The 24,489-nt window shown below is 69.5% G+C and carries 31 protein-coding genes; 13 read left to right on the plus strand and 18 right to left on the minus strand.

From position 1 onward, the window contains the following. Positions 1 to 16: 16 nt before the first annotated feature. Complete coding sequence (locus BM349_RS08365; protein WP_175525251.1) at positions 17 to 946, minus strand: alpha/beta fold hydrolase; 930 nt, start codon at positions 944 to 946, stop codon at positions 17 to 19. 58 nt (positions 947 to 1,004) lie between these two features. Between BM349_RS08365 and BM349_RS08370 the strand changes: the two genes are divergently transcribed. The 3 genes from BM349_RS08370 (at position 1,005) to BM349_RS08380 (ending at position 3,223) form a co-directional block, all read left to right on the plus strand. Then, on the plus strand, positions 1,005 to 2,156 hold the full coding sequence (locus BM349_RS08370; RefSeq protein WP_091706080.1) for an NAD(P)-binding domain-containing protein: 1,152 nt from the start codon (positions 1,005 to 1,007) through the stop codon (positions 2,154 to 2,156). Positions 2,157 to 2,216: 60 nt separating this feature from the next. Next, complete coding sequence (locus tag BM349_RS08375; RefSeq protein ID WP_091706082.1) at positions 2,217 to 2,657, plus strand: YchJ family protein; 441 nt, start codon at positions 2,217 to 2,219, stop codon at positions 2,655 to 2,657. A gap of 68 nt (positions 2,658 to 2,725) precedes the next feature. Beyond that, on the plus strand, positions 2,726 to 3,223 hold the full coding sequence (locus BM349_RS08380) for a DUF427 domain-containing protein (RefSeq protein WP_091706085.1): 498 nt from the start codon (positions 2,726 to 2,728) through the stop codon (positions 3,221 to 3,223). A gap of 10 nt (positions 3,224 to 3,233) precedes the next feature. Here the strand turns inward: BM349_RS08380 and BM349_RS08385 are convergent, their stop codons facing one another. Further along, complete coding sequence (locus BM349_RS08385; protein WP_091706088.1) at positions 3,234 to 3,974, minus strand: LON peptidase substrate-binding domain-containing protein; 741 nt, start codon at positions 3,972 to 3,974, stop codon at positions 3,234 to 3,236. Positions 3,975 to 4,095: 121 nt separating this feature from the next. Here BM349_RS08385 and BM349_RS08390 point away from each other — a divergent pair, with 121 nt between their 5' ends. Beyond that, entirely contained in the window at positions 4,096 to 4,776 is a 681-nt protein-coding gene (locus BM349_RS08390) for a response regulator transcription factor (RefSeq protein WP_302848251.1), read from the plus strand. Further along, entirely contained in the window at positions 4,773 to 5,753 is a 981-nt protein-coding gene (locus tag BM349_RS08395; protein ID WP_091706091.1) for a sensor histidine kinase, read from the plus strand. The genes BM349_RS08390 and BM349_RS08395 overlap by 4 nt, the downstream gene beginning before the upstream one ends. 2 nt (positions 5,754 to 5,755) lie before the next feature. Here BM349_RS08395 and BM349_RS08400 read toward each other — a convergent pair whose 3' ends face one another. From BM349_RS08400 to BM349_RS08410, 3 genes are read right to left on the minus strand one after another with little or no spacing between them, the layout of a single operon-like run. Next, positions 5,756 to 6,589: an FAD:protein FMN transferase gene (locus BM349_RS08400; protein WP_091706095.1), complete on the minus strand. Its 834-nt coding sequence runs from the start codon at positions 6,587 to 6,589 to the stop codon at positions 5,756 to 5,758. Then, complete coding sequence (locus tag BM349_RS08405; RefSeq protein WP_091706098.1) at positions 6,589 to 7,125, minus strand: FMN-binding protein; 537 nt, start codon at positions 7,123 to 7,125, stop codon at positions 6,589 to 6,591. Before BM349_RS08405 ends, BM349_RS08400 begins: the two co-directional genes overlap by 1 nt. A 29-nt stretch (positions 7,126 to 7,154) precedes the next feature. Further along, positions 7,155 to 8,585: a ferredoxin reductase family protein gene (locus BM349_RS08410; protein ID WP_091706100.1), complete on the minus strand. Its 1,431-nt coding sequence runs from the start codon at positions 8,583 to 8,585 to the stop codon at positions 7,155 to 7,157. Between the two features lie 124 nt (positions 8,586 to 8,709). Here BM349_RS08410 and BM349_RS08415 point away from each other — a divergent pair, with 124 nt between their 5' ends. The 3 genes from BM349_RS08415 to BM349_RS08425 are packed head-to-tail and all read left to right on the plus strand — an operon-like array spanning position 8,710 to position 10,161. Next, positions 8,710 to 9,123 carry an EVE domain-containing protein gene (locus BM349_RS08415; protein WP_091706102.1) on the plus strand — a complete coding sequence of 138 codons (414 nt, stop codon included), beginning with the start codon at positions 8,710 to 8,712 and terminating at the stop codon, positions 9,121 to 9,123. 55 nt (positions 9,124 to 9,178) lie between these two features. Beyond that, positions 9,179 to 9,820 (plus strand): NAD(P)H-binding protein, encoded by a 642-nt coding sequence (locus BM349_RS08420; protein WP_091707208.1) that lies wholly within the window; start codon positions 9,179 to 9,181, stop codon positions 9,818 to 9,820. Next, positions 9,817 to 10,161 (plus strand): TraR/DksA family transcriptional regulator, encoded by a 345-nt coding sequence (locus BM349_RS08425; protein ID WP_254773793.1) that lies wholly within the window; start codon positions 9,817 to 9,819, stop codon positions 10,159 to 10,161. The genes BM349_RS08420 and BM349_RS08425 overlap by 4 nt, the downstream gene beginning before the upstream one ends. Positions 10,162 to 10,165: 4 nt before the next feature. On the opposite strand, the gene BM349_RS08430 is transcribed toward BM349_RS08425, so the two are convergent. Genes BM349_RS08430 through BM349_RS08440 form a run of 3 tightly spaced genes read right to left on the minus strand, consistent with a single transcriptional unit; the run spans position 10,166 to position 11,841 of the window. Next, positions 10,166 to 10,393, minus strand: a complete 228-nt coding sequence (locus BM349_RS08430) for a DUF1653 domain-containing protein (RefSeq protein WP_091706104.1) — start codon at positions 10,391 to 10,393, stop codon at positions 10,166 to 10,168. Beyond that, the gene (locus tag BM349_RS08435) at positions 10,390 to 10,782 is read right to left on the minus strand and encodes a DUF1801 domain-containing protein (protein WP_091706107.1); all 393 of its coding nucleotides are present in this window, start codon (positions 10,780 to 10,782) and stop codon (positions 10,390 to 10,392) included. Before BM349_RS08435 ends, BM349_RS08430 begins: the two co-directional genes overlap by 4 nt. Before the next feature lie 48 nt (positions 10,783 to 10,830). Continuing rightward, complete coding sequence (locus BM349_RS08440) at positions 10,831 to 11,841, minus strand: SGNH/GDSL hydrolase family protein (protein WP_091706109.1); 1,011 nt, start codon at positions 11,839 to 11,841, stop codon at positions 10,831 to 10,833. Positions 11,842 to 12,020: 179 nt separating this feature from the next. On the opposite strand from BM349_RS08440, the gene BM349_RS08445 reads away from it, so the two are divergent. Together BM349_RS08445 and BM349_RS08450 are read left to right on the plus strand one after the other, a co-directional pair. Further along, on the plus strand, positions 12,021 to 12,761 hold the full coding sequence (locus BM349_RS08445) for a sulfurtransferase (RefSeq protein WP_091706111.1): 741 nt from the start codon (positions 12,021 to 12,023) through the stop codon (positions 12,759 to 12,761). Continuing rightward, complete coding sequence (locus BM349_RS08450) at positions 12,758 to 13,150, plus strand: DUF3054 domain-containing protein (protein WP_091706113.1); 393 nt, start codon at positions 12,758 to 12,760, stop codon at positions 13,148 to 13,150. Before BM349_RS08445 ends, BM349_RS08450 begins: the two co-directional genes overlap by 4 nt. Positions 13,151 to 13,164: 14 nt before the next feature. Here the strand turns inward: BM349_RS08450 and BM349_RS08455 are convergent, their stop codons facing one another. Further along, entirely contained in the window at positions 13,165 to 13,821 is a 657-nt protein-coding gene (locus BM349_RS08455) for a class I SAM-dependent methyltransferase (RefSeq protein ID WP_091707210.1), read from the minus strand. Between the two features lie 35 nt (positions 13,822 to 13,856). Further along, positions 13,857 to 14,408 (minus strand): AAA family ATPase, encoded by a 552-nt coding sequence (locus BM349_RS08460; RefSeq protein ID WP_091706115.1) that lies wholly within the window; start codon positions 14,406 to 14,408, stop codon positions 13,857 to 13,859. Between the two features lie 33 nt (positions 14,409 to 14,441). On the opposite strand from BM349_RS08460, the gene BM349_RS08465 reads away from it, so the two are divergent. After that, positions 14,442 to 15,041: a GyrI-like domain-containing protein gene (locus BM349_RS08465; RefSeq protein WP_091706117.1), complete on the plus strand. Its 600-nt coding sequence runs from the start codon at positions 14,442 to 14,444 to the stop codon at positions 15,039 to 15,041. 10 nt (positions 15,042 to 15,051) lie between these two features. On the opposite strand, the gene BM349_RS18940 is transcribed toward BM349_RS08465, so the two are convergent. Next, the gene (locus tag BM349_RS18940) at positions 15,052 to 15,627 is read right to left on the minus strand and encodes a DUF2510 domain-containing protein (RefSeq protein ID WP_091706119.1); all 576 of its coding nucleotides are present in this window, start codon (positions 15,625 to 15,627) and stop codon (positions 15,052 to 15,054) included. A gap of 230 nt (positions 15,628 to 15,857) precedes the next feature. On the opposite strand from BM349_RS18940, the gene BM349_RS08475 reads away from it, so the two are divergent. Further along, entirely contained in the window at positions 15,858 to 16,442 is a 585-nt protein-coding gene (locus BM349_RS08475; RefSeq protein WP_091706122.1) for a PadR family transcriptional regulator, read from the plus strand. Positions 16,443 to 16,479: 37 nt separating this feature from the next. After that, the gene (locus tag BM349_RS08480; protein ID WP_091706124.1) at positions 16,480 to 18,186 is read left to right on the plus strand and encodes an ABC1 kinase family protein; all 1,707 of its coding nucleotides are present in this window, start codon (positions 16,480 to 16,482) and stop codon (positions 18,184 to 18,186) included. 83 nt (positions 18,187 to 18,269) lie between these two features. On the opposite strand, the gene BM349_RS08485 is transcribed toward BM349_RS08480, so the two are convergent. The 7 genes from BM349_RS08485 to BM349_RS08515 form a co-directional block, all read right to left on the minus strand. Continuing rightward, positions 18,270 to 18,818: a hypothetical protein gene (locus BM349_RS08485; RefSeq protein ID WP_091706127.1), complete on the minus strand. Its 549-nt coding sequence runs from the start codon at positions 18,816 to 18,818 to the stop codon at positions 18,270 to 18,272. Between the two features lie 152 nt (positions 18,819 to 18,970). Continuing rightward, positions 18,971 to 19,972, minus strand: a complete 1,002-nt coding sequence (locus BM349_RS18740) for an aggregation-promoting factor C-terminal-like domain-containing protein (protein WP_091706130.1) — start codon at positions 19,970 to 19,972, stop codon at positions 18,971 to 18,973. A 279-nt stretch (positions 19,973 to 20,251) separates the two neighbouring features. Continuing rightward, a complete protein-coding gene (locus BM349_RS08495; protein WP_091707211.1) occupies positions 20,252 to 20,455 on the minus strand; it encodes a cold-shock protein in 204 nt (67 codons plus the stop codon). A 532-nt stretch (positions 20,456 to 20,987) separates the two neighbouring features. Next, entirely contained in the window at positions 20,988 to 21,932 is a 945-nt protein-coding gene (locus BM349_RS08500) for a hypothetical protein (RefSeq protein WP_091706132.1), read from the minus strand. A 38-nt stretch (positions 21,933 to 21,970) separates the two neighbouring features. Next, positions 21,971 to 23,176, minus strand: coding sequence for an MFS transporter (locus BM349_RS08505; RefSeq protein ID WP_091706134.1), 1,206 nt, complete (start codon positions 23,174 to 23,176; stop codon positions 21,971 to 21,973). Positions 23,177 to 23,183: 7 nt separating this feature from the next. Continuing rightward, positions 23,184 to 23,894 carry a TIGR00266 family protein gene (locus tag BM349_RS08510; protein WP_091706136.1) on the minus strand — a complete coding sequence of 237 codons (711 nt, stop codon included), beginning with the start codon at positions 23,892 to 23,894 and terminating at the stop codon, positions 23,184 to 23,186. A gap of 56 nt (positions 23,895 to 23,950) precedes the next feature. After that, positions 23,951 to 24,472 (minus strand): DUF1697 domain-containing protein, encoded by a 522-nt coding sequence (locus BM349_RS08515; RefSeq protein WP_091706139.1) that lies wholly within the window; start codon positions 24,470 to 24,472, stop codon positions 23,951 to 23,953. Positions 24,473 to 24,489 lie beyond the last annotated feature (17 nt).

Below are 24,489 nucleotides of genomic sequence, written 5' to 3' on the forward strand. Positions count from 1 at the left end.
CACGGGCGGCGCCCGCTCACTGTGCCGCCCGCACAGCGTCGACCACGTCGAGGACGGCCTGCGTCACCAGCGCGGGCTGCTCGACCGGCAGGCCATGCCCGCTGTCGGTGTCGGTGATGTGCGTCGCATTCAGCGAGAGCGCCAGCTCGGCCTGAGCGACGACCCATCCCGGCCAGGTCGAGTCACCTGGAGTGACCTGGAGGTCCCACGGGTGGTCGGACGACATCACGATCGCCGGCATCGCGGGCAGGGCGGGCGTGGCCTGGAGCTCCGCGATGCTCGGCTCGTAGGCCGGGACCTCCGAACCCGCGGCATCGCCGCTCGCGTCGACCACGCTCATCCAGGCCGACCACTGCTCCGGTGTGAACGCGGTCTTCAGAAACTCGGATGCCGAGTCCAGCAGCACGATGCCCTCGACCTCGTCGGCATACGTGCGCGCGAACTGCTGTGCGATCATCCCGCCCCACGACAGTCCCACGACGACATACGGGCCTGGCTGACCGGTCGCCTCCATGAGCGCATGCAGATCCTCAGCGCCCTGCAGTGCTGTCGTCGGCTGCGGAACGACAGTGGAGGCGGTGGGCTCACCCGAATCCAGCGTCGTGCCGGGGCGGTCGTACGCGCACACGCGAGTGGTGTCGGATACCGCGTCGAATGTCGAGACCGTATCAGCGGCCGCGTCGGGGAGCAGCGTGTCCCACTCATCGGCAGCGCCGCGGGTGCCCGAGATCAGCAGCACGGTCGGTGAGCCGGTTCCTCGGCATTCCATGTACAGGCTCCGACCGTCGCCGATGTCGATGAGCGCCGCGATGTCCGCAGGTGCGGCGGACTGCTGTGTGGGCGATGAGACAGCGGCAGGAGTCGCGCCGCTGCATGCGGTCAGCGCGACCGCGAGCACCACGGTCGTGGTGCAGGCCGCGGTTCGCGTGCTGTGGTGTGAATGCATGGCCCTGCGCGTCCTTCGGGTTGCCCGCCGACCTGGGGGAAATCTACCGCGGGATCGCATGCCGCACGAGGTGCCGTCGGGAATCCCGCTGCGTGACACGGTGTTGGACCAGCTCGTGGAGTACGCAGCGGTCGACGTCGTAGTGATCGGTGCGGGACAAGCGGGGCTGAGCGCCGGCTACCACCTTCGGCGTCGCGGATTCGCGCCCGTCGACGAGGCTCAGTCGGGTGCCGAGACCTTCGTGGTGCTGGATGCGAACGACCAGCCCGGAGGAGCGTGGCAGCATCGGTGGCCTTCGCTGCGGATGGCGACCGTGAACGGCATCCATGAGCTGCCCGGCGCTCCTGTGCCCCCGGTCGACCCGCAGCACTCGAGCCGCGACGTCCTACCCCCGTACTTCCAGGCATACGAGGAGCAGTTCGCGCTGCATGTGCGACGTCCGGTTCGCGTCACCGCGGTGCGGCGCGCGGACGCTTCTGCGAACGGACGACTTCTCGTCGAGACGGATGCCGGCATCTGGGCGGCGCGATACGTGATCAATGCGACGGGCACGTGGACCCGGCCCTTCTGGCCGCACTATCCGGGGCAGCAGTCCTTCCGCGGTCGCCAGCTGCACGTCGCCGACTACGTGTCGGCCGATGAGTTCGCCGGCAATCGGGTCCTGATCGTCGGGGCGGGGGTGTCGGCGGTGCAGCTGCTCGAGGAGATCTCGCACGTCGCCGAGACGTTCTGGATGACACGCCGGGAGCCGGACTGGGCCGAGGAGGCCTTCGACATCCCGGCGCGCGTGGCGGCGATCGCCGGGGTGGAGGACCGCGTGAGGCGCGGACTGCCACCGGGCAGTGTGATCTCGGTCACGGGCATGCATTGGACCCCGTGGGCGCGGGCCGCGCAGGCCCGGGGTGTGCTCGTCCGGCATCCGATGTTCGCCTCGATAGAGCCGGACGGCGTGCGCATGGCGGACGGCTCGTTCATCGCCGCCGACGTCATCCTGTGGGCGACCGGGTTCCGGCCGGCGCTCGAGCACCTCGCGCCCTTTCGACTGCGGACGCCGGAGGGCGGCATCCGTGTCGCCGACACGCGTGCGATCGATGAGCCGCGACTCTTCCTGATCGGGTACGGCCCGTCGCAGTCGACCATCGGCGCGAACCGCGCCGGGCGTGCCGCGGTGCGCGCGATCGTCGAGGATCGCGCGGCAGTCGCGGCATGACCTCGGTGCCCACCGCGGCATAGGCTGACGGTCGGTCATCCGGCCCGGCGAGGAGGCTCCATGTCGTTCGGCAGCGCAGCCTCGCACCGCCGCGTGCCTCGACGTCTCGATGCGTCCGCTGTCTGTCCGTGCGACAGCGGCCTTCCGTTCGGCGAATGCTGCGGTCCGGTGCTCGACGGTGATCCGGCACCGACCGCCGAACGGCTGATGCGCTCGCGGTACACGGCGTTCTTCCTCGGTGACGCACAGCATCTGCTGCGCACCTGGCACCCGGCAACGCGCCCCGACACGATCGACCTCCACGACGACGTCCGTTGGACCGGGCTCGCGATCGAACAGGTCGGGGCCGGCGGCACCGAGGACACCTCCGGCGTCGTGGTCTTCACGGCGTCGTGGGAGCAGGGACGCGGTGCGTCCGCGACCGGCGGTGCCTTGCACGAACGGAGTCGGTTCGTCCGCAGGGGCGCCCGTTGGTCGTACGTCGACGGCGAGGTCGATTGAACGCCCGCGGACGGCTGCGCGTTCGTCTGGGCGGCCCCCGCCCCCGAAATCGTGCGTAGCGTTGAGGGATGCCGCATCCCGCCCCCCATCCCGTCGCAGCCGGTCAGGAATCGGTTTGGGACTACCCCCGTCCGCCCCGCATCGAACAGGTCGACCGTCGCGTGACGATCGACCTCGGCGGAGAGCGCATCGTCGACACCACGGACGTCGTCCGGGTGCTCGAGACCAGCCATCCGCCTGTCTACTACGTTCCCATCTCGGCATTCGCCGACGGCGCTCTCGTGCCCGCACGCGGATCGTCCTTCTGCGAGTTCAAGGGCTACGCACGCTATTTCGACATCGTGGGGGGTCAGGTCACCGTGCCATCGGGCGGCTGGAACTACCCGACGCCCTCGCACGGATACGAGCTGCTGGCAGATCGGGTGGCGGTCTACGCCGGCAAGATGGGGCGGTGCACCCTCGACGGCGAAGAGGTTTCACCCCAGCCGGGCGGGTTCTACGGCGGCTGGGTCACCTCCGACATCGTCGGACCGTTCAAGGGCGAGCCCGGAACGCGAGGCTGGTGACGTGCTCGCGTCAGCCGTTGGGCGGCGGGTCGTCGCCGGTCTCCGCATCCGCTTCGCCGCTGTCGTCGGTCTGATCCTCGGCTGAACCGCCTCGGGCATCGTCGTCCAGCAGGCTCATCAGCGCGTCGTCGAAGGCAGCGTCGTCCGACGTCGCCGTCAGACCGGGCTCGGCCGCCAGCGTGAGGTCGATGAGTTCCCGCAGCAGCCCGCCAACCGTAGTCGAGCGAAGCAGCCGGAACTGGTCGAGCTGACCGAGCGGCGCGATCGCCGCGAGCTGCCAGCTCGATTCGAGCGGGTCGTCGGAGAGTTCGATGTTGGGATCCCACTTCACTTCGGAGTACTCGGCGGCCCGCGACAGGACGCGTCGGACGATGCGCTCCGCCTCCGTCCGCAACGGCGTGAGCGCGTCGTCCCACACGAGTGTGGGCAGTTCGCGCACGGTCGCAGTCGGATAGGGCTCGTCGTCGCGCCACTCGCTGACCTCGACGCGGGTGCCGCCGACGGCGATGAGGTGGATGTCGCTCTCCCCGGCCATGACGTTCGTGATGCGCGCCATGGTGCCGATCCGGAAGCGCTGGTCGCCGCCGCCGGCCTCGCTGCCGCGTTCGATCAGCACCACGCCGAACTGGGGGTCGTCGTCATCGAGGAGCCGGCCGAGCATGACGAGGTAGCGCTCCTCGAAGATGCGCAGCGCCAGCGGCGTGTGCGGGAAGAGCACCGACCCGAGCGGGAACATCGCGACGTCCGCCATGGATCAAGTCAACCAGCGTTCGAGAGGGACCGGCCGAGAAAACACGGTGAAAGCAGGCACACAGCGCGCGCATCGAGTCCGGTCGTAGGCTCTGTCGCAGACGACAGCGGGGGAGGTGCGAGTGCCCGAGAGCAGCCATGCGCGCCGCGGCACGCTGCTGTACGTCGAAGACGACGCGAACATCGCCGCCATGACGGTCGAGGTGCTGTCCGAGACGTACGACATCGACCATGTCGTGACCGGCGAGGAGGGGCTGCGGCTGGCCCTGCACACTCGATACGACGCGATGCTCGTCGACCGACGTCTGCCCGGGATGGACGGCGTCGAGTTCATCCGGGCGGTCCGGACCGCACGGATCACCACACCGATCCTCATGCTCACCGCACTGGGCGCGGTCGATGACCGCGTCTCGGGACTGGACGGAGGGGCGAACGACTACCTCGTCAAACCGTTCGACTACGAAGAGCTGCTCGCTCGCCTCCGATCGCTGCGTCGCGGGTTCGCCGCGGACGCGGGCCGCCGCGAGCTGGGCGACTGGTCCTTCACCCCCGAGTCGCAGGCGATCTACGACCCGAGCGGCTACCGCATCGCCCTGACCACGACCGAAAGCGCGCTGCTCGAACTGCTGAGCGGCAGTCCTGAGCACGTCTTCACCCGCGAGGAGATCCTCACGGCGGTCTTCCGGGAAGGCGAGACGACCGGCTCCGTGGACACCTACGTGCACTATGTGCGACGCAAGTCGACGCGCGACATCATCGAGACGGTCCGCACGCGCGGCTATCGCGCGGGGCACCCGTCGTGAGCGACGCGGACGACCGGCGCCGGGTGCAGCGCGCAGCGGTGTCGATCGGACTCTACGTCGGCATCGCATCCGCGATCGTCATCGCGAGCGGGGTCGGCATCCTGATCACCGTGATCCTGCTCAACCGGCGACCCGAGTCGGCCGAGCACGGTGGCGGATTTCCCGGCGGCCACGGCACGGGCGATGACTTCGTGATCGACGCCGACCGGGTGCTCCCGCTCGTGATCGTGCTGGGGCTCATCGGCGTTGTGCTGCTGGGGCTGGTCGCATGGTTCGCGGCGCGGAGATCGGTTCGGCCGCTCGGCGACGCATTGCGGCTGCAGCGCAATTTCGTCGCGGACGCCTCGCACGAGCTGCGCACACCGCTGACGGCCCTGACGAGCCGCATCCAGGTGCTCCAGCGCAGGCACGACCGGCGCGAGTCGATCGATGACACGATCGTCGCGCTGCGGCAGGATGCGGCCATGATGACCGATGTGCTGAACGACCTGCTGCTCGCGGCCGAGGGCGGGGCCGCAACGGCGGGAGAGCACGCGCGCGTCGCGTCGGCGGTCGGCACCGCGGTCGAATCACTGCGCCCGCTCGCGGACGACGCCGGCGTGTCCCTCGGGGTCGAGATCCGCACGGATGCGCTCGTATCGCTGCCGGAGGTCACCCTCGTGCGTCTTGTGATCGCGCTCGTCGACAACGCGCTCCAGCACTCGCCGCGGGGCGGAGCGGTCACCGTCAGCGTGACCCGTGAGGTCGCGCATGCGGCGATCCGCGTCACCGACCAGGGTTCCGGCATCCGCGGAATCGAGCCCGACGCGGTCTTCGAGAGGTTCGCCCGGTCATCCGAGAGCGGTCGGCGTCGTGGTTTCGGACTGGGACTGTCGCTCGTGCGGGATGTCGCGGTCAGAGCGGGCGGGAGCGTGGCAGTGGAGCGCACTTCAGACGCCGGGACGACGTTCCTGCTTCGCCTGCCGATCTCGCGCTGAGATCACCCGACCGACGACGGCGTGCGGACCACGTCGATCGGCGTGCCGTCGAGCCATCTGGTGACGCGACCGTCTTCCGCGATCACGATTCCGGTGCGAGTGCCCGTCTGCGCGATCCACGAGCGGTTCTCGAAGCCGGCGACGACCGCCGTCGTCGCCCACAGGTCGGCCTGCGCGAGGCTGTCGTGGACGACGGACGCGCTCTGCACGCCGCGCGCGGGTGCACCGGTGCGTGGGTCGATGATGTGCGAGCCGCGCTCTGCGGAGCCGGACGTTGCGACCGCGCCGTCGACGACTTGCACGGTGGCGATCACCTCACCCGGTCGGCGCGGATCGGCGATGCCGACGTTCCACTGCCAGTCCGAGTCCGGTGCGCTGAAGAGCTGCATGTCGCCGCCGGCGTTGATGCCGACCGCCATGATCCCGTTCGCCGGTGCCACCAGCGGCCCGAGGTGCCGGTGTGCGGCGTTCTCGACCGACCATCCTTTCACGAACCCGGTGGGGTCGAACCACCCCGCCCACCACGCGGAGAACAACCCGCGGGTCTCGATCTCGGCGGCACGGCACGCGGCCTCCACCTCGGCGACGCGGGGGTCGGCGTCGCCGAGGTCGAGCTCGCCGCGGGCGATGCGACTGATGTCGGAGTCGCCGAGGTAGGTCGAGAAGACCTGATCGATCTCGCGCAGCTCGGCGAAGCAGGCTGCGACGGCGCGCTCCGACTCCGGGTCGAGTTCGCCCGCTCCGTTCAGCACGTGGATGCTGATCGGCATCCCCATGATCTCCTCGACGCGCACCACGCGCTTCGGAGGGCGAGGAGCCTCCACCACGCCGGCCATCACGCGTTCGCCTGGTCGATCGCGCTCTGGAGCGAAGCGATGTAGCCGTCGCTCGTATAGGTCGCACCCGAGACCATGTCGATCTGGGAACTCTGGGCCTGCGTCGTCTCGGAGACCAGGATGGGGATCGCGCGCTGGTTGATCTCCTGGTCGCGGTGATCGCTGTCTGGATAGTCGATGACCTGCACGTCGGCGATCCGGCCGCCCGACACGGTGATCTGCACCTGCACGGGGCCGTAGCGGGTGTCGGCGGCGGCACCGGTGAACGTGCCGTCGGTGAGGCCCGAGGTCGAGGTCTCGGCGCCCGATGACGTCGCGTCGGACGATCCGCCGGCCGTTCCAGAGGTCGTCCCGGTCGAGGAGTCGGAGCCCGACGACGAGCCTGCGTCGCCTGTGGTCGGAGTCGTCGTGGCTGTTTCGCCGGCGGCGGGCTCGGACGCCGCGATCGGCTCGACGACCTCGAGCGAGGTGCGGTAGCTGAACAGCAGGACGAGCCCGCTGACTGTGGCCAGCACGGCGTAGACGATCTTCTTCACAGTGGCTCCTCCGGGACGAACTGGGCGGCTCAGACGGTGAATGCTTCGGAGTGGATACGGCCGGCGGCGACGCCGGCGGTGCGCAGATCCGCGGTGACGGACTTCATCCAGGGGACCGGACCGCAGAGGTAGACGTCGTAGGCGTCGAGGTCGGGCGCGACGTAGCGGATGAGGTCCGGCCCCCGCCATGCGCCGTGGCTCGCGGAGAGCCAGGGCGACGGGCCGGGAGAGCGGGGGCCGGACAGTGGGGCGTGACGAACACCGCGCTTCGCGACCAGGTCGCGGATCGCGTCCTGGCGCATCGCGTCGCCGTCGGAGTGGTCACGGGTGATGAGCGTGGCGTCGCCGGATGTGTAGGGCTGCTCCTCGAGCAGCGAGACCAGGGGAGCGACTCCGGCGCCGGCGCCGATCATGAGCAGTTTGGTGCCTTGTCGCGCGGCTCCGACCATGTGCCCGTACGGGCCTTCGATCAGCACCCGCGTCCCCGGCCGCAGTCGCGTGAGGCGCTGTGTCCCGTCGCCCACGACGCGGGCCGAGATCGAGAGTCCGTGAGCGGTCGGGGCTTCCGAGAGCGAGAACGGGTGGCCGCGCGTCCACCCGGCACCGTCGACGAATCGCCACACGAAGAACTGCCCGGCATGTGCGCCGAGCCGGTGCAGGCTGCGACCCGACATGCGGACGGTCACACCGGTGTCGCCGTCGCGCTCGACGCGCGAGACCCGGATTCCATGGCGCACGGAGCGCAGCAGGGGCACGCCCAGGCGGAAGACGATGACGGATGCCGCTGCGACCGCCCACAGGGTCCACCAGTAGGTCGTCGCGAGCGGAGAGGACAGGAAGTCCGCACCCGTCCACAGCTGGTGAGGGAGGGCCGGTCCGACGCCGAGGTACGCATACAGATGCAGAAGATGCCATGACTCGTATCGCAGCTTTCTGCGCGCCCTGCGGATCGAGGTCACGACCACGAGCACGATCAGGAGTGTGGCGACCGTCGCGAGCAGCATCCCGGGGTAGTCCCAGACGAAGTCCCAGAGCTGGACGATCGGATTGATGCCCGCGGATGCCGAGTACCCGGCGACCAGCAGAACGATGTGCGCACCGAGCAGCCAGAACGACCAGAAGCCGACGAAGCGGTGCATCCGTGTCATGGCATCACGGCCGAATCCCCGCTCGAAGACCGGGATCCGGGCCATGAGCAGCACCTGGTACAGGAGCAGGTTCGCGGAGACGAGACCCGTCAGGCGTCCGAGTGTCGTCAGCGTCTCGGCGGTGAAGCCGAGTGTCGCACCGATACCGCCACCGGCGACCCAGAGCGCCACGACGAAGAGGCTGGTGAGCCAAATGATCGTCGTCGCAGCGGCGTGCCAGAGCGCCGCGTGCGGGTTGCGGCGCACGACGAGGCGGGTGGGCGGGGCGATCGCCGCCTCGATCTGCCTGGTGCGCGGGGCGAGTGTGGTCATGGCCCCATCGTGGAGGCGCAATTCTGAGGCGGCACTAAGAATCGACTCGTCACAGTGAGCTCATAGGCGATGCCTAGCCGGAGCAGCAGTGGCGCTGTCGGAGCCGGCGCGTACTGTTCGCGGAATGACCGCATGGATCAACACCGTCAGTCGCAGCCATGTCGAGCGAGGAGTCGCCGGCGGCTTCACGCAGGCCAATCACGGCAAGCCGCACATGCTCAAGCGCATGGCACGCGGGGACTGGATCGTGTTCTACTCGCCGCGCACCGAGTTCCCGGACGGCGCCCCCCTGCAGGCGTTCACCGCGATCGGCGAGGTGACCGACGACGAGCCGTACCAGGAGGAGACCTCCGATGACGTCCACCCCTGGCGGCGCAGCGTGGATTTCCTCGATGCGCGGGAGGCGCCGATCCGCGGACTCCTCGATGACCTGGACTTCGTGGAGGACAAGAGCCGGTGGGGCTACCGATTCCGATTCGGCGTGTTCGAGATCTCCGAGCACGACCTCGGGGTCATCCGCGCCGCGATGACCGGATGACCATGTCAGCGCCGCGCGAGCGTAGCGTGGGGTGCGAATCGACCCGGAGGCCCGCATGTCCCGCATCCTCATCATCGGCGGCCACGGCAAGGTGGCACTCCTGCTGGCCCCGTTGCTCGTCGCGCGCGGAGACGACGTCACCAGCGTGATCCGGAACCCGGCGCACGAGGCCGCGGTCGCCGCGACGGGTGCGTCGCCGCTGGTCGCGGACGTCACGGCGCTGTCGGTCGAAGAACTGGGGTCGATCGTGTCCGGGCACGACGCGGTGGTGTGGTCCGCGGGCGCGGGCGGCGGCGACCCGGCGCGCACGTATGCGGTCGATCGCGACGCCGCGATCCGGTCCATGGATGCCGCATCCGCAGTCGGCGTGAAGCGATTCGTGATGGTCTCGTACTTCGGCGCACGCCCAGATCACGGCGTTCCCGCCGACAACCCGTTCTTCGCCTATGCCGAGGCGAAGGCGGCCGCGGATGAGCACCTGCGGGCATCGGATCTGTCGTGGACCGTGCTGGCTCCGAGCTCGCTGACTCTCGAGGAGCCGACGGGCAGGGTCGATGTCGCCGCGACGGAGTCCGATTCGGTGAGCCGCGCCGATGTCGCAGCCGTCGTCGCCGCGACGCTCGCAGAAGACGCGACGGCAGCCCGCACGATCCGCTTCAACTCCGGCGAGGTGCCGATCGCCGAGGCGATCGCGTGACGGCGGAGTTCGTCGAACTGATCGCCGATCACCGAGCGCACCTGGAGCTGCGACTCGCTTCGGTGGCGGCCCAGCTGGACGCGATCCGCGATGCGCGCAGCGGAGCGAACGACGACGACGAGCACGACCCGGAGGGCGCGACCCTCTCGACCGAGTGGTCGCGCGCGGAAGGGCAGCGAACGGACGCGGTGCGTACGCTCGGCGAGCTGGATGCAGCGCTGAGCAGGCTCGCGGCGGGCACGTACGGCACGTGCGCCTCGTGCGGCGACGCGATCCCGCTCGAGCGACTGCGGCTGCTGCCGGCAGCGACGCTGTGCGTGCCGTGCGCGAGTCGCGTTTGAGTCCTCAGCGCTCCGGCGCCCCTCCGGCGCGGACGAATCTCGGTCCTGAATACCCCTCGCGCTCAACCGGCTCATCCCACATCGCTCGCGGTCGCACCCAGAGGCCGCCCTCGCCGTACAGCGCACGGTAGACGACGTACTCGTCGTCGGTCTCGCTGTGTCGAGCCGTCCCGATCACCTCGTACTCCCGGCCCTTGAAGTGCCGGTAGCGTCCGGGCTCGATCCCGGTCATGAGGTCAGCCGCTGCGTCTGAGCGATCCACTCCGACAGGATCGCCCGCAGTGCTTCCTCGTGTGCCCTGACATCCTCGGCGCTTCGGAAAACAGCGACCGCGCGGTCGGCATCCTTCCATTCGAGCAGCCCGTCAGGGTCGTCGATGACGAGCGTCCGCTTCTCGCCTCGCCGCCGCGCCCCGGTGTGCAGGACGAGCCGGATGTCGCCGTCCTTGACCAGCCCGGTGGTCGCGAAATGGTCGTCGATCGTGAAACTGGGCGCGTTCCACTTGATCTCGCCTCGGACCCGCCGGTCGCTGCCGGCGATGATGCGGCACAGTTCGGAGAGCGCGGTGCGCGTGGGTTCGGGCACGCCGTCGAGGTAGACGGCGACAGCGTCTGGAGTCACGCCTGGGAGTGTACGCGGATCGCCCGGCTCATTCGGCGCCGGACGAGCTCATCCGCTGGTCGGATACCGGTTGTACGCCCAGGTGATCGTGGCGAGCACCCGCTGCCCTTCGATGCTCGGATGGAAGTAATCGGACGTGGAGATGTGCGTCGAGGTGAACACGTAGTTCGCCACGGCATTCCCATCGAAGGTGCAGCGGGGCAGCAGGGCGCATTCGGTCTTGAGCGCGACGTTGTACGCGTCGACCCGAGCCTGAACCGCGAGCCGGCGATTCTCATCGGTCGCCGTGGTGCTCGTGGGGTTGGCGAGCATCGACTGGCACACGCCCGCCGACGCCCAGATCAGGCGTGCGCCGAACTTGCTCTTCGAGATCGACCACATGCGGTACAGGCTGGGGATGCTGGCCACGAAGATCCTGTTGTCGGCCTTGGCGTTGTGGAACTGGGTGAGCGCCGCTTTGATGCGGGCCTGGTAGTCGGCGACGGGGGTCATCGCCGCGACCGTCGGCGTGCAGGCGTCGTTCGCGCCGATCTCGACCGTGAGGTAGTCGGCCTGCGCCGAGATCGCAGACGCCACCTGCGTCGCCAAGCTGCTCGAATTCGCCCCGACCTGTGCCACGTTCACCCCCGTGATCGTCGTGCCCGAGGCGACCTGGAGCCGCTGCAGCAGCGAGTTGAGCGTCGAGGCGGTTCCCGTCGACCAGCTGTACTGCGGGAACGACCCGTAGCTCGCCGAGTTGTAGGCCAGCGTGATCGAGTCCCCGGCCGCGGCCATGACGTCCGGGTAGCCGCCGGGCGTCGGAGTCGGTGTCGGCGTGGGCGTGGGAGTCGGCGTGGGCGTGGGAGTCGGCGTGGGCGTGGGAGTCGGCGTGGGCGTGGGAGTCGGCGTGGGCGTGGGAGTCGGCGTGGGCGTGGGAGTCGGTGTCGCGGTCGGGGTGGGCTTGCCCTTCCCCGGCGGCGGCGCGGCGATCGCGGGAGCGCTGACGGCGGCGCCGGCGACGATCGCGAGCAAGGTGAGAGCGATCACCGCGAGCGCGGCACGCGGATGGCGAGACGGCATGACGCCTCCATTCGGGTGGGGACCCCGGCCAGCATTCGGGTGAAGCTGCCGGCGAGACGCTGATTCTGCGCTGAATCCGCGACGTGGCGCTCACGTTAGCCCCGCGCGGGGGCCCGGTCAATGGCCTCGCCGTGGGGCGCCGACGGGCCTCTTGCGACAGTGACACGTACGCTGGTGCGGTGCCCTCCGTGCTCAACATCTCCGCGTACCTGTTCACCCGGATCGCCGACCCGCACTCGTTGCGCCCGTCGCTTCGACAGCACGCCATTGCGGCCGGGCTGAAGGGCACGATCCTGTTGGCCGAGGAGGGAATCAACCTCTTCCTCGCGGGCGGCTCCGATGACCTTCGGGGGTTCGTGGATGCGCTGCGGGAAGACCCGCGCTTCAGCGAGCTCGCGACGAAGGAGAGCTGGTCCAGCTCGCAGCCGTTCCAGCGGCTGCTCGTGAAGGTCAAGCGCGAGATCATCCGCATGGATCGCCCGACCATCCGGCCCGAAGCGGGACGAGCGCCGTCGGTCGCTCCCGCGACCCTTCGGCGCTGGCTCGACCGGGGCCGCGACGATGCAGGTCGTGAAGTCGTGATGCTCGACACCCGGAACGCGTTCGAAGTCGAGTACGGCTCCTTCGCCGGCGCACTGGACTGGCGGATCGAGCGGTTCACGCAATTCCCGGATGCAGCGATCGCGCACCGCTCCGATCTGGTCGGCAAGACCGTCGTCAGTTACTGCACCGGCGGCATCCGGTGCGAGAAGGCCGCGCTGTATCTGCGCGACGAGGGGATCGACGCGTTCCAGCTCGACGGCGGCATCCTCGGCTACTTCGAACAGGTCGGATCCGACCATTGGAACGGCGAGTGCTTCGTCTTCGATGAGCGCGAAGCGCTCAGCCCGGGCCTGGAACCACGGACGGTGCCGGCGTGAGCGCATCGACCCGCTCGGCGAGCAGGTCGCAGCTCGTGATCGCATCCGCTCTGGTGGCGGACATCGCCTTGGTTCTGGCGTTCGCCGCGATCGGCCGCGCAAGCCACGACTCCGACATCTTCGCCGGGCTCTGGATCACCGCCTGGCCGTTCCTCGCCGGACTCGCCGTGGGGTGGATCGTCACGTTCGCTTGGCGGGCTCCGACGGCGCCGGTGCGCACGGGTCTCGGGGTGTGGGCCGCGACCGTCATCGTCGGGATGCTGCTGCGCGCGGCGTCCGGCCAGGGGATCGCGCCGGCATTCATCATCGTCGCGACCCTCACGCTGCTGGTCCTGCTCGTGGGTTGGCGGGCCGTCGCGGCGCTGGTCACCAGAGTCCGCTCCCGCTGACTCCGGACGGAGCCTCAGCGCATTCGACGCAGCAGGACGACCGAGTCGTCGAGGGCGGCCTCGTGCCCGTCCGGCCCGACCGCCTCGCGCGAGCGGACCTCGGCGATCACTGTCGCCCATTCGGTGTCATCGAAATCAAGTCCGGCGAGCTCCTCGGCCGGGGTCGGAAACCCTCCGCCACCATGACCGCCCTCGTGGTGATGGCGCGACCACGGCGGGGCTGCTGCGTGGGAGATGACGAGCAGGTGGCCGCCTTGCGCGATCCGATCGGCGACCGACCGGAGGATCTCCGGTCGTGACAGCGCGACCGGAGACTGCAGGAACGACGCGGTCACCAGGTCGTATGCGTCCTCGCTCTGCCAGGTCGACAGATCTGCAGCGACGAAGCGCGCGCGTGACTCGTCCAGACCCAGATCGGATGCCGCAGCCCGCGCCCTCGCGACCGCGGTCGCGGAGATGTCGACCCCCGTCGCCTTCCAGCCCTGCTGCGCCAGCCAGATCGCGTCGGCGCCCTCTCCGCAGCCGAGATCCAGCGCCCGACCGGGCTCGAGCGAGGACACCACGTCGACCAGCGTGCTGTTCGGCGAACCCGACCAGATGCGCGTCGTGCCCGCGTAGCGCTCCTCCCAGAAGTCCACGGGAGCGCCTTCGGGCCGGGGTTCGGTCTGCATGCGATCCAGCATTCCATTCCAGCGACCGAGAGGGGTCAGCGCGGCGTCAACCTCGCGATCGTCGCTTCCAGCTGTTCCAGACGGTGCTCCGCGTCGCCCGTGATCTCGACCACGGCGGCATTTCCGACCAGATCGGGATCGTCGGCCAGCTCGAGCAGCGCGTCGTTCATCGCATCGCGCAGCTCGAGGTCCTCATCGGCGGAGAGCTCGATTCCCGCAGACGGGGTGAGCGGCAGCAGAACGACCAGGTCGACCCGGGCCATCGCCTCAGCCGTGAGCGACGCGCCGCGGCGCACCAGACCCGGTGCGCGGGTGGGCCGGCGCAGCGCGTCCAGCGCGTCCAGGTAGGCGAGGAAGTCGAGCGGACCGCGCTCGGCGATCACGGCCTCCTCGTCCGACAGCTCGAGCAGACGCGCCGCGGAGGACCGCAGCTGCGCGAAGAACATGCCGGCGTCGGGTTCCTCCGCTGCGGCATCCATCAGCTCGAACGGGTCTGCAAGCACCGCGAACTCGCGGTGGCGCACGGCGAAGTCGCCGATCAGCGTGCTCTTGCCGCTCCCGTGCGTGCCCGAGACGACGATCCGCACGGCGCGAGTTTAGGGTGTGCGGTGGGAGGCGGAATGGTGAAGGTCGACCTCAAGAAGGAGATCCCTTCGTATCGCGCGCGCAGCGGCGCATTCGAGATCATCGACGTGCCGCCACTTCGCTACCTGATGATCGACGGCGAGGGCGACCCGAACGCGCAGCCGTACGCGGACGCGATCGCCACGCTGTTCCCGGTCGCGTACCGGCTCAAGTTCATGAGCAAGCGGGAACTCGATCGCGACTATGTCGTGATGCCGCTCGAGGCGCTCTGGTGGTCCGATGACATGGAGAGCTTCACGAGCCGGCGAGACAAGTCGCACTGGCAGTGGACCGCGATGATCCTCACGCCGGACTGGATCACGCAGGACCAGTTCGATCGAGCGATCGAGTCCACGCGCGGCCCGGCGGTCGACGATCTGCGTCTGACCGCATTGTCGGAAGGCCGGTGCGTCCAGACGCTCCACCTCGGCCCGTTCGACGAAGAGGGGCCCGTGCTCGAGGCGCTGCACCGCGGGTTCATCCCGGCCCACGGCTTGCGGATGACGGGCCGGCACCACGAGATCTACCTCAGCGACCTCCGCCGAACCGACCCGGCCAGGCTGCGGACGATTCTGCGCCAGCCCGTCGAAGGCTGAACCCGCCGGATCAGCGGTACAGATAGTGCTGCGAGACCGTGTTGATCCACGTCGCGAACTGACGGCCCGCCGCGTCATATCCGGGCGGCCCGGCAGCCAGCCAGACCTGACCGGCGACCTCCACGAGCAGGTAGCTGCCTGCGCTGTGCACGGACCGCGGCAGGAGGCGAGGGGTGATCAGCCCGGACGGCCCGTGCAGGACACGTGCGTTGGCGGGACCGCTGAGGCGCCCGCGTCGGACAAGCTCAGCGCCGCTCTCGTACGAAGCCGATGCGCCTGCGACCGGCTGACTCTCGGCACCGAAGTGGATCCACCGACCATCGACGACGATGCCGGCGAATGACTCCTCAGACCCACTGAACCGGGAAGCCGCCGTCCATCTCGCGCCATCCCACCAGCGCCGGCGACCGCGCCCGTCGTCGTACCACCCGGCCGATGCCGGAGCACCGGCCGGCGTCGCTCCGGCATGCAGCGCGATCTCGCGCTCGCCGAGGTCGACGTAGTGCTCGCTCCACCGTGTGCCGTCCCACCAGCGCTGCTTGCCGCTGCCGTCGTCGTACCAGCCCGCCTCCGGTCCTGTGGCCATGCATCGAGGGTACGGCCGAACTCGACCGCTCGCCCGGGTATTCGTCTGCGATGTATCGGGCTTCGGCCCAAGAGCTCGGCTTCCTCACCTGGATCTCTCGGGTCCGGACCTTCCACCGCGGGGGATGGGCCGCCTGAAAGTTTGCCCCACGTCAACCCGAACTCCTATCGAGCGATATATCGTTGGGTATCGCTGAGCTCAGACCGGGCGACGGCGCAGAGGAGGTCATCATGAGCGGTTCGAACATGGGCGATTGGTTCGGCGGCGGCGCCGGCGGCGGCGGTCGGGGTCCTTCCCAGGGCTGGCCGATGACCGGTCTGTGGGAGGCGATGGAGCAGCTGCGCGGGCAGTTCGAGCAGAAGGTCGGCGGAACCCGGATGGGCCGCGGCGACGTCCGTGCGGCGGTGCTCGCGCTCCTGGCGGAGAAGCCGATGCACGGCTACCAGATCATCCAGCAGATCGAGGAGCGCAGCGGCGGCTCCTGGAAGCCGAGCCCCGGATCCGTGTACCCGACGCTGCAACTGCTCGCCGACGAGGGCCTGATCAAGGCTGAGGAGTCGAACGGTCGCAAGACGTACTCCCTCACCGACGAAGGCCAGCAGGTCGCTGACGCCGCAGGCGAGAAGTCGGCACCGTGGGAGTCCTCGGGCGCCCGCGACACGTCCCGATCCGGTGCGCTGCCCAAGGCGGGGATCGACCTCGCCCAGGCCGTCGCGCAGGTCGGGCGCTCGGGAAGCCCTGAGCAGGTGAAGGAAGCGGTCGCCGTCCTCGATGACGCGCGCCGTAAGCTCTTCAGCATCCTCGCTCAGTCCTGACCGCGTGCTCGCCGCACGTCGGCGTCAAGGAGATTCGATGACCGACGCCGGCAACATGCGCGCCCGCTACCGCAGGATCACGCGGTTCGCGGCGCGCTATCTGGTGCAGACGTGGTGGTTCGAGCTCTTCCTGCCCCGCATCGGCCTTGCGGGCCTCGCCGCTCGCAACAGGTCGGCCCGCCTGCAGCGGATCGCACAGCGCTTCCACGCGCTCGCGGTGGACCTCGGCGGGCTCATGATCAAGGTCGGACAGTTCATGTCCTCCCGGCTCGACGTGCTTCCGCCGGAGATCACGAAGGAGCTCGAGGGCCTGCAGGACGAGGTTCCGGCGGTACCGTTCCCCGCGATCCGCGTGCTCGCCGAGGCTGAGCTCGGCATTCCGCTCGAACGCGCCTTCTCCTTCGTCGATCCGATTCCGTTGGCGGCGGCATCCCTCGGGCAGGCCCATCGCGCGCTGCTGTCGGATGCCGATGCCGAGGACACCGGCCTGCGCGAGGTCGTCATCAAGGTCCAGCGGCCGGGCATCGACCAGGTCGTGGAGGTGGATCTGCGCGCGCTGCGCAGAGTGGCGGGCTGGCTGAGCCACATCCGGATCGTCGCCGATCGGGTCGACACGCATTCGCTCGTCGAGGAGTTCGCGCACACGAGTCTCGAGGAGATCGACTACCTCCACGAGGCGGCCGGTGCGGAGCGGTTCGCACACGACTTCGCAGACGATCCGCGGGTCGACGTCCCCGAGATCGTCTGGGAGCGGACGACACGACGTGTGCTGACGCTGGAGGACGTGACGGCGATCAAGATCAACGACGTCGACGGGCTGCGGGCCGCCGGCATCGATCCGGCCGACGTCGCGATCGAGTTCGCGTCGGTCATGTTCGACCAGCTCTTCAAGGACGGCTACTTCCACGCCGACCCGCACCCGGGCAACATCTTCGTCACGCCCACGCCCGACCCGGTCGCCGGATCCGGCGATGGCGCGCGCCCATGGAGATTCACCTTCATCGACTTCGGCATGATGGGCGAGGTCCCCGAAGGTCTGAGACGGGGACTGCGCCGAGTGCTCATCGCGGCCGCATCCCGCGACGGCAAGGGGATGGTCGACGGCATCCGTGAAGTGGGCGTGCTGCTGCCGTCCGCCGACACGGCCGAACTCGAACGGGCGATGACGAAGCTCTTCGCACGCTTCGGCGGGATGGGCTTCGCGGAACTGCAGGAGGTCGATCCTCGGGAGTTCCGCCAGTTCGCGATCGAGTTCGGCGACGTCGTGAGATCTCTGCCGTTCCAATTCCCGGAGAACTTCCTCCTGATCATCAGGGCGATGTCGCTGACCTCGGGGATGTGCAGCTCGCTCGACCCCAAGTTCAACATCTGGGATGCGGTCGAGCCCTATGCCAATCGGCTCATCCGCGAGGAGAGCGGCAACGTGGTGCAGGGCTTCGCGAAGCAGGCCGTGTCGGCCGCGGGGACGTTCGCACGCCTGCCGCAGAGGCTCGACGAGCTGACCACGCGGATCGAGGAGGGGCGGCTGTCGGCGCAGAATCCGCGTCTGGAACGCCGGATCGGCAGCCTCGAGCGCACAGGTCGCCGCGTCATCTCCGCGGTGCTCTTCGCGGCCCTCTTCACCGGAGGCATCGTGCTGCGGTCGGACGAAATCGTCTTCGGCACGGTGCTCGTCGCGCTCTCGGTCGTGCCGCTGCTGCACGCCCTGTTCGCGGGCATCATCGGGCGTCGCGGGCCGAACTGACGCATATCAGAGCGGTGTGCAGCGCATCCGCCCACGGGGCCGCATGCGAGGCGGACCGGCAGCCGCTCTCCGAGCCCAGTGGTTCAGTCCCGAAGCCCCACCCGATCGGGGATCTCGAATGGCAGGTGGGGGAGCCACGACGCGGGGTCCGGCCACGGCCTCGACGACGGCAGATTGCTCAGCAGGCGACGGATCGCGGCATCCCTCGGCGTGGACGGCGCAGGCGAGGTGAGCACGCGCTGCGGAGCGTGGTGGCCCAGCGCGCCGCACCACCAGTGCCGCCAGGTGCCGGGGGCGCCCTCGGGTTCGAGGACGATGTAGTAGTCCGGCATGAGCGCCGAGCCGTCCTTGAACATCGCGAGCGCGGTCTCCACCTCGATTTCGAGCGCACCGAGCGTCGAGCGCTCCTCGAAGAGCTCGACCCACGCTGCGGCGACGTGCTCGAGCGGGTCGGCGTCATGCACGATCCACGGCGTGCTCGCGGCGGCGATCCTGCGAGCGGCGATCGCCGGCTCGCTGCCCTGCAGCGCGAGGACGTCGACTCCGCGGATGCCGTCCAGGCTGGCCAATGCGTCTTCGGACTGCTCGCCGACGATTGCGACGATGGTCCCGGTGTTCATCGTGTGCGCCATGTTCAATCGTACGGCGGCGCCGACGCGCGTGGCGGCAGCTGCACGGGCGGGGCGGAAACGAGCGGATGCCGCGACCCGAGGGTCAGCGGCATCCGTTCATTCGCACCCGGCGGCCGGGTCGAGCAGAATCCTGCGTACTCGCGTCGTGCTGCTCAGTACCAGCCGTTCGCCTCGGAGTGGCTCCATGCACCGCAGGGGTTGCCGTAGCGTCCGGCGATGTATCCGAGGCCCCACGAGATCTGCGTGGCCGCGTTCGTCTGCCAGTCGGCGCCGGCGCTGGCCATCTTGTCGCCGGGGAGCGCCTGCGGAATGCCGTACGCGCCGCTCGAGGAGTTGTAGGCCTGGGAGTTCCAGCCGGATTCGCGATCCCACAGCGCGACGAGGCAGGGGAACTGGTCGTCGCCCCAGCCGTAGCTCGCGAGCATGCCGCGGGCAATGGCCTGCGCCTCACCGGCGCTCGTGCCGGGTCCGGCGAACACCGGGGAAGGGCTGCTCGAAGCCTCAGCGGCTTCCGCTTCCGCAGCCGCTGCGGCGGCGGCGGCCTCGGCGGCGGCTGCAGCAGCAGCGGCCTCGGCCTCGCGCTGAGCCTTGGCTGCAGCCTCCTGCTGGGCCTTGAGCGCGATCGCGGCGTCCAGGCGACCGCGCAGTCCATTGACGTCGGCGTTGACCGACGCGATCTCGGAGGTCACGTCGTCGCTGAACGCGGCCACGAGCATCGCCGGGAGCAGCTCGGCGCGTGCGAGGCGCCTGACGGCCGACTGGAGATCCGAGGTGTCGACCTTCGTGACCGTCACGCCCACATCGAGACCGGAAGCCTGGATGTCGGTGGCGACGGTCGCGGCGTCCTCGATGGCGGTCTTAGCGGCGACGAGCGCCTTGCGCGCATCGGCGGAGGTCTTGTCGCCCGCGACGTCGGCGACGACCGGCTCGAGCGGGATCGAGTACGACGCGAGCGCGAAGCTCTCAGTCGTCTCTGATGCCTGGGCCGCATCGGATGCCTGGGCGACCGAGGTCGGCAGGGCCATGCCGGCACCGGCGGTGGCCGCGACTGCGAGGGCGAGTCCGGCCGCGATGAATGCGGGACGCCGGCGACTGCGGCGAGCGGCGATGCGGAGGGTGCGGCGGGCGGGGGATGGGGTCGTGATCGAGCGCATGAAAACCGGTTCCGTATGGGTGATCCGCGCCCTCGGGCAGGGCGCCGTGCATCCGCGAGGCGGGCACAAGTCCCCGACTCTTCCTGGGTTTTCTGGACAGATCCGGTGCGTTACCTGAACGTTACATGGGAGCGACCGTCGGAAAAGTGCTGATCAGAGGCGCTGGAAATGAGTGGATCGGCGATCAGACGCTCAACGCAGCAGATGCCGCGGACCCGAGGGTCCACGGCATCCGTGCGGTCGTTCAGGGCGGTCAGACCGCCCTGGCAGACGAGAAGATCAGAGCGGCCGAATGTTGGCGGCCTGCATGCCCTTCGGGCCACGCTCCGCCTCGAACTCGACCTTCTGGTTCTCGGTGAGCTCCTTGTATCCGCTCGCGGAGATTGCGGTGTAGTGCGCGAACAGGTCGGCTCCACCGTCGTCGGGGGCGATGAAACCAAAGCCCTTTTCGGAGTTGAACCATTTCACGGTGCCAGTGGCCATCGTGTCATTCCTTTTACTTTTCGGGCCGCGTGAGCGACCAGGGGTGCCGCGCCGCAGTGTGCGGAGCGGACGTGTGAGCCGCGGGGGACCCGCGGGAGTCGGTGCCGTTCGAGTGACGGATGCGGCGACCGCCGCGCGGGCGAGGTCGCGAGTGGCGTGCACGCCGAGATTCTCGCCGCGCGCACTGTGCGCCTCGTAGCCGAGCGGTGTCACCGCGACGAAGCCGGCGTACTCGTCGCCGGCGGTGGCGACGAGGACGTCGACGTCAGCGGGACGCCACGCGAGCGGCGGTCGTGATGAAGCGGTGGGGATGGTGACGTTCGTCAAGAGGACTTTCGAAGATGCGCGGCGATGTCAGACGCACGTGCGCGGAGTGGAAGGGCGGATGTCGTTCGACGATCCTGGCGTCAGGGTGTCTGCTGCTCCATGATCTGCTTCGATACGGAGGCAGTGGCTGACGATGCGAGACCCGATTGGGTGAGCCCACCGTAGCACGTGAGCCTGTGAGCCCCCCGGTGCGGGGTCGCCGCCGTCACCGCTGCCGGTGCCGGCCACGTGTGACCAGCGCGCGGATCACGAGCCCGACAGCCGCGACCACGACGGTCGCGATGATCGGCCGGAGGGCGAGTTCCGGAGTGAGCAGTGCGGCTTGGAACACTCCCAGGCCGTAGTCGATCATGTCTGTGCCCGATCGGATGAGGACCCGACTGCCGAGCGCGTTGAAGATCGCCGTGGTGACGGCGGGTGCCACCCAGATGAGCACGAGCGACGCGAGGGCGGCGAGGACCCGTCCGGCGGTGTTCACACCCGCCCATGCGATCGCCACGCCGGTCAGCACCGGCGCGATCCACGGCAGGATCACGAGCATTCCGGCGAGCGGACCCGCTCCGACGCCAGTCGGATCGATCAGCGCGCCGGTCCACGATGCCATGCCGATCGCCCCGACGGTCAGGCCGAGCAGTGCGCCGGCCCTGGGGGCTCGGGCGACGAGGACCGTGACGAGGATGCCGACGAGGATCGACAGCCCCGTGCCCCCGACCAGCGCGATCAGGTACACCGACGATTCGAGCCGGTCCTGCAGTCCGTCTCGCACGACGTTCGCGGTCTGCACCGTTGCAGTGACCTGCACCAGCAGCACGCCCACGAGGAGCAGGACGAGTCCCCAGCCGCGCACGCGCAGTGCACGCCCGGCGATGCCCGCGACGGCCGCCCCGACGACGAGGAGGGAGAAGATCAGGATCACGAAGTACTGGCTGAACGGCAGCAGGGCGATCGGCATCGCTCCGGGGAGCGTGTCCCGCTCCCACAAGTTCTGCAGCGGGAGCCGGGCGCCACGGAGCAGCCACGGCACGAGTCCGATGATCGCCGCGCCGATGCCGATCGGCAGGGCGAAGGCCCAGGACCACCGCCGCGGTTCGTCGGCGGCAGCCTGATCCCCGGTATCGGGCACCGGTTCGGTCTCGACGGGGTCGGTCACACTGCACTCCTCTGCATCCTTGCGTGGGCCTGGCCAGCCTATGTGCGCGGGGTGCCCATCCGAAGCGACAGCACCGCGATGACCGCCGCCCCGCCGACGAATGCCGCGAGCGTGGCGGCGGTCGCCCACCATCCGGCGGCGGCGAACACCAGACCGGCCGCCCAGCCCAGCACACTGGAGCCGAGGTAGTAGCTGAGGCTGTAGATCGCCGACGCCTCTCCCGCGGCATCCGGTGCCTGCGAGGGCACCCACGCCGCGACGATCGCGTGGGCCGCGAAGAAGCCCGCTGTCGCCAGTGCGATGCCCGCGATGATCACCGGCACCTCGGGGGAGATCGTCAGCAGGATGCCGCCGGCCATGGTCGCGAGGCACGCGAGAAGCGTGGAGATCCTGCCGAACCGGGCGGTCCAGCCTCCCACCTGAGCGGCCGACCACGTGCCCGCCAGATATGCGAAGTACAGCAGCGACACCACCGTCGTGGACAGGGCGAACGGGGGAGCCTCGAGCCGGAAGCCGATGTAGTTGTACAGCGCGACGAAGGCCCCCATGAGCAGGAAGGGGTGCGCATAGAGAGCGAGCAGCGATGGGCGTCGCAGCGCCGAGAGCAGCCGGCGCGCGAACACCGTCAGCGACGTCGGGGCCCGCCCGAGCCGCGGATCCCGCCGCGCGCGCGGGATCAGCACGACGAACGCGATGGCGGATGCCGCGCACACGGCCGCGACCAGCAGCACCCCGATCCGCCAGCTGGTGGCATCGGCGATCGGCCCGGCGACGACGCGGCCCAGCAGGCCTCCGATCGTGGTGCCCGCGACGTAGACGCCGGCGGCGCGCGGCGAGTGGTCGGCGACGATCTCATCGCTCAGGTACGCCATCGCGATCGTCGGGATCGCGCCGAGCGCGACGCCCTCGAAGAACCGCCCGACCAGGAGCACCTCGAAGGTCGGCGCGAACGGCACGAGAACGCCGAGGAGCGCCGCGGCGGCGACCGCGATCGACATCGCGCGGGCGCGTCCGATCCGCTCTGCGACGAACGCCCACGGCAGGACGGACAGCGCGACGCCTGCGGTGGCGACAGAGATCGTCAGCGACGCGGTCGCCGGCGAGACGCCGACATCCTCGGCGATCGCGGGCAGCACGCCCTGCGGGGAGTAGAGCTGCGCGAAGGTCGCGACACCGGCGAAGAAGAGCGCGACGAGGATTCGCCGGTAGGGCGTGGATCCCCGCGCATGGCGGGCGTACGTCACGACTCGGTCAGGAGTTGTCGGATGACGACTTGTCCGGGAGGTAGGGCTCGATCGCGGCCGCGAGCTTGGCCGGGGTCATCGACTGCAGCCAGACATGCCCGGGGCCGTGCAGCTGCGCCAGGAAGAGCGAGTCGCCGAAGAACTTGTTCTTGATCCCCTTGATCGTCGCGAACTCCAGCTGCATCTCTGCTCGATACAGCGCGAGATGTCCGGGGTGGATCAGCAGCGACTGTCCTTCCACGAGGTCGTACTGGACGATCTCGCCGGCCAGCTGCACCCAGGCGGTGCCATTGCCGGCGAGCTTCTGGAACACGACCCCGGCGCCGCCGAAGATGCCCGCGCCGAGCTTCGTCTGCAGGCCGACAGACACCTCGACATCGGCCGTGCTGGCCATGAACGATCCCGCCTGCACCATGAACTGATCGTTCGGGTCGATCGTCAGTTCGCGGATCGTGCCCGGCAGCTGCGCCGCGAAGGCGACGAAGCCTCCCGAACTCGAGGCGGTGTACTGCGTCAGGAACAGCTGCCCGCCGCCTACCATCCGCTTGAGTCCGCTCATGAACCCGCCCTTGCCGCCCGACCCGAAGCCCGTGGACGTCTCGATGTCGAACCCGGGCGTGAGCCATGACACGTCACCGCCTTCCGCGATGACCCGCTCCCCGGCCTCGAGTGTGATCTCGAGAACCGGCATGGTCGTCCCAGCGATGATCGTCTTCATGTCGCTACGGTAGCGGGGCGCGGCACTCGCCCGGAAGGTGTCCGCGTGGAGCAGGCTCAGCGATCGAATCGGTCCAACAGGCGGACCAGGGTCGGCATGCCGCGCGATGTCGCCGGGCCGCCCGTCAGCCGCTCGGCAACCGGCGTGGCATTGCTCTCGCGGTCGCGCTCGTTCACGGAGACGATCCAGCCCGCACCGGCATCCACGATCTCGCAGCGGCGGCCGGCGGCGACCGCGAGGACGGCGGCGTCATCCAGGTCGATCGTGCCCCCGGCATGCAGCGTGAGCTCGCGTCGCTCGGCATCCGGCGCACCGGAGTGCGTGCCGACGATCGCGGCGACCTCCGTGATCGGCATCCAGAAGGCTTCGCGCTCCACTCCCGACCGCACAGCGAGCGCGGCCACCGCGTCCGCCACGACGGCATCGGGTTCCGAGGACTCGAACACGACGGTCCCGTTGCTCTGGAACGTGCGAGCGCCGGCGCTCCCCGCATCGGCGAATGCGCCCACGATGTCGGCCGTGGACGGGTTGCCGCGCTGGCCTTGATTGACGTTGCGGAGGAAGGCGATGTGGCGCACGGCTGAATGCTACGCAG

Source organism: Microbacterium sp. cf046 (assembly GCF_900114345.1).
GTDB lineage: Bacteria > Actinomycetota > Actinomycetes > Actinomycetales > Microbacteriaceae > Microbacterium.